General features: G+C 65.3%; 5 protein-coding genes. All 5 read left to right on the top strand.

Going from position 1 to position 3,716, the window contains the following annotated elements; translation table 11 throughout:
- A partial coding sequence (locus ACT84W_RS06785; RefSeq protein ID WP_444328657.1) for a glutamine amidotransferase-related protein occupies nucleotides 1-348 on the top strand: 348 nt, incomplete at its 5' end.
- 27 nt (nucleotides 349-375) lie between these two features.
- The gene (locus ACT84W_RS06780) at nucleotides 376-1,275 is read left to right on the top strand and encodes a site-specific tyrosine recombinase (protein ID WP_444328656.1); all 900 of its coding nucleotides are present in this window, start codon (nucleotides 376-378) and stop codon (nucleotides 1,273-1,275) included.
- A gap of 301 nt (nucleotides 1,276-1,576) precedes the next feature.
- Nucleotides 1,577-2,032 (top strand): division/cell wall cluster transcriptional repressor MraZ, encoded by a 456-nt coding sequence (locus ACT84W_RS06775; protein ID WP_432291320.1) that lies wholly within the window; start codon nucleotides 1,577-1,579, stop codon nucleotides 2,030-2,032.
- A gap of 13 nt (nucleotides 2,033-2,045) precedes the next feature.
- Nucleotides 2,046-3,005: a 16S rRNA (cytosine(1402)-N(4))-methyltransferase RsmH gene (gene rsmH / locus ACT84W_RS06770; protein WP_417575161.1), complete on the top strand. Its 960-nt coding sequence runs from the start codon at nucleotides 2,046-2,048 to the stop codon at nucleotides 3,003-3,005.
- A gap of 257 nt (nucleotides 3,006-3,262) precedes the next feature.
- On the top strand, nucleotides 3,263-3,716 hold a 454-nt coding region (locus ACT84W_RS06765; protein ID WP_444328655.1), incomplete at its 3' end, for a hypothetical protein.

Here is a 3,716-nt window from a genome sequence, read left to right as displayed (position 1 = left end):
ATGCGCCTGGGCGCCTACCCCTGCAAGGTCCAGCCGGGCACCCTGGCCGAGGAGGCCTACGGCGAGAGCCTCGTCTATGAGCGCCACCGCCACCGTTACGAGGTCAACAACGCGTTCCGCGACCAGCTGACCTCCGCCGGCCTCAGGATCTCGGGCCTCTCGCCCGACGACCGCCTCGTCGAGATGGTCGAGCTCCCCGAGGACGTTCACCCCTGGTTCGTGGCGTCCCAGGCACACCCTGAGTTCAAGAGCCGTCCGACCAAGCCCGCCCCGCTGTTCCGCGAGTTCGTGCGCGCCTCGATCGCCCACCACGAGGGCATCGACCGCCACGACGTCGTCGCGGAGTAGCGCGAGACCGCGGCCATGGGCCCGACGATGGACCTTGCCGCTGCGCGCGAGGAGTACCTTGGGTATCTTCGCGTCGAGCGCGGCAGCTCGAGCAATACCATCGAGGCCTATGGCCGCGACCTCAACAGATACATCGATTACCTCGCGGGCTCCGGCGTGACCGAGCCCGACGAGGTGGGGCGCCCCCTCGTAGAAGACTACGTGGGGGCGCTTTGCGACCTGGGCCTCGCCGCCTCCTCCGTCGAGAGGGGGGTCTCGGCGGTCAAAGGCTTCCATCGCTTCATGTTCCGCGAGGGGATCGCTTCTTCGTGCCCCACCGCCGACCTCCCGTTGCCCGCCAAGCCCTCGCGCCTGCCGGACGTGATCTCGCAGGAGCAGGCGGCGAAGCTGCTCGACCAGCCGTTCCCGAACTCCGCTGCGGGGCTCCGCGACCACGCGGCGCTCGAGGTGCTCTACGGCTGCGGCCTTCGCGTGAGCGAGCTCGTGGGGCTCGATGAGCGTGACGTGTTCCTCGGCGAGGAGGTCCTGCGCGTCTTCGGCAAGGGGGCGAAGGAGCGCGTCGTGCCCATCATCGGAGCCGCCGCCCGCGCCCTCGGGACCTATTTGAGGGAGGGGAGGGGCGAGCTTGTGGGACGGCGCCCCACCTCCGCCGTGTTCCTCAACGTCCGCGGCGACCGCATATCCCGCCAGTCGATCCACGCGATCGTCGAGCGCTATGGGCGCGTCGCGGGCATCGACGGTCTCCACCCCCACACTTTGCGACACTCCTTCGCCACCCACCTCCTCGAGGGCGGGGCCGACCTGCGCGTCGTGCAGGAACTCCTGGGGCATGCGAGCATATCGACCACGCAGCTCTACACCCATCTGGACCGCTCTCACATCCGCCGCGTCTACCTCGACGCCCATCCCCGCGCGCATCACGAATAGAGTGCCTTCGCAGGTTGAGGTACTGCCCCTGACCTGCGAATTCTTTTAAACACCGCCTCTGGCCTGCGGATTCACATCGTCTACATATTACTGGAGCGACATGCGTCGGCGAATGGTGGAAACACCTGTTCCCGGCCCAATATCTTGGGCCGGAGCCTGCTCGCCGAAGCCGAAAACACCGTTCAAGAACGACTTTGTGTTGAACGGTGTTTTTTGGTGTCGCTAAGTGTCGGGTATGCCCTATAGTATTCACACGCTCCAGTCGGGGGCTCATGGTCTCTGGTCTCGAGAGGAGGGTGACATGCTCGTCGGGTCTTTTCCGATGTCGGTTGATTCGAAGGCGCGCGTCACCCTGCCCGCAGCGTTCCGCAAGGAGATGCTCGAGGGCGACTCCAAGACCTTATACCTTGTGCCAATGAAGGAGAGCGTGTACGGCTACACTCCCCAGGGGTTCGAGGCTTGGATCAACTCTCTGTTCGAGAGGGACGGGAAGAGCTTCGACTCGCGCAATTCTGACGACGTGCGTCTGAAGAAGGGCCTCACCGGGCGCGCCGTATCGGTGGATGTGGACTCTGCGGGCCGCGTTGCCCTCGGTAAGCTCGACATCCGCAAGCCCGATACGCGCAAGCGGCTCGGCCTGACGGACGACGTGACCATCGTCGGTGCCGACGACCACTTCGAGGTCTGGAACACCGGCGCTTGGAACGCCCAGCAGGATGCGTTCGACGACGATCTTGACGAGCTTCTCTTCGGCTAAGGGGGTGGAGATCTTGACAACTGGATATCAGCACGTACCCGTGATGTTGCAAGAGGTTCTCCGCGAGCTCGACCCGAAGCCGGGCGACGTCGTGTGCGACTGCACGCTCGGCGGCGCCGGACACTCGGTGGAGCTCGCGAAGAGGATCGCCCCGGAAGGGCTCTCGATCGGCATCGACCAGGACGATATGGCCCTCGCGGCCGCGGCCGAGCGCTTCTCGCGCGAGGTCCCCGGCGCGGAGCACAAGTTCCTCAAGGGCAATTTCGGAGACCTGGACGAGCTCCTTGTCCAGGCGGAGGTGCCCGGGGTCGACTGCTTCCTCTTTGACTTGGGCGTGAGCAGCCCGCAACTCGATATTCCCGAGCGGGGTTTCTCGTATCACGAGGACGCCCCCTTAGATATGCGCATGGATCCGGGGAACAACACCCTAACCGCAGCCGAGGTCATAAACCACTACAACGAAGCCGACCTCACCCGAATCCTGCGCCTGTACGGCGACGAGAAGTACGCCGCCCGCATCGCCCGGAAGGTGGTGGAAGAGAGGGCCAAGGCCCCCATCGAGACCACCCTCCAACTCGTGGAGGTCATCAAGCGCGGCATCCCCGCCGCGGCCAGGCGCTCCGGCGGGCATCCCGCGCGCAAGACCTTCCAGGCCCTGCGCATCGAGGTCAACCACGAGCTCGACGTCCTCGATCGCGGCCTTCGGGCGGCGGTCCGGTGGGCGAACCCGGGCGGCCGGATCTGCGTCATCGCCTACCACTCGCTTGAGGACCGCATCGTCAAGCACATATTCACAGAGCTCTCGAGGGGTTGCACCTGCCCTCCCGATCTCCCCGTCTGTGTCTGCGGGAACGTGCCGATACTCAAGGTCAGGACCCGCAAGCCCCTCGTCGCCTCGGACGAGGAGGTCGCGGCCAACCCAAGGTCGCGAAGCGCCCTCACGCGCGTGGCGGTCAAGCTCGACGTCGCGTAAACGGGGGGGGAGACAACCAAGGCGCACCCGGCCGCAAGGCCGCATGCATACCACAAACGAAGCAAGAACGAACCAAAAACGCAGCTTAAACGCACCACCAATGAAGCACCAACACACTGTCAACCAACTATTAGCCAATTCTTAAGGAACGCTCAATCTGAACTTGAGGGTTAACCGTCAGGTGACCCTCAAGTTCCCAGCTTCCTGCCCACTATTGGATGCGCAGCGGATCTTCCGCAGATTGTCACGAGGACGTCATGAGGTACCAGGGCTCCGAGGCTCTCAACATGAACTACGCGGGGGCGGGGGCCCTCGAGGAGCGGTCGCGGGAGACCTCGTTCGAGGTGCTTCCCGGCGGAGGCCTCGACGCCCGCGCCCGCCGCGGGGTTTCCCACGAGTTCGTGGCGAGCGTCTGTCATGTGCTCATCATCGCCGCGGCCATCATCACCCTCGGCCTCGTCCGCGTGGGCCTGAGCTCCGCCGCGGTCTCCGCGCTGGCAGCCAACTCCAGCCTGCGCTCGGAGGTCACCGACGCCAAGAACCTGAACGACGACCTCAAGATCGAGCGCGCCGTTCTTTCCAGCAACTCCCGGATCTCGCGCATCGCCACCCAGAACTACGGGATGTCGCTCTCCAACGACGCGATGACCGTCAAGGTCGGAGCCGCGGCGGAGGCCGAGCGCGCCGAGCAGGAGGCCGCTCAGGCCGCCC

Origin of the sequence: Paratractidigestivibacter sp., assembly GCF_052362415.1 — a bacterium.
In the GTDB taxonomy this organism is placed as follows: domain Bacteria; phylum Actinomycetota; class Coriobacteriia; order Coriobacteriales; family Atopobiaceae; genus Paratractidigestivibacter.
Note: the sequence above shows the minus strand (reverse complement) of the source record. Positions and strands in the feature narration are given on the sequence as shown.

Bases quoted from the DNA above. Each gene is read 5' to 3' on its own strand.
- ACT84W_RS06780 (WP_444328656.1), top strand. From the start codon at position 376: ATGGACCTTGCCGCTGCGCGCGAGGAGTACCTTGGGTATCTTCGCGTC.
- ACT84W_RS06775 (WP_432291320.1), top strand. From the start codon at position 1,577: ATGCTCGTCGGGTCTTTTCCGATGTCGGTTGATTCGAAGGCGCGCGTC.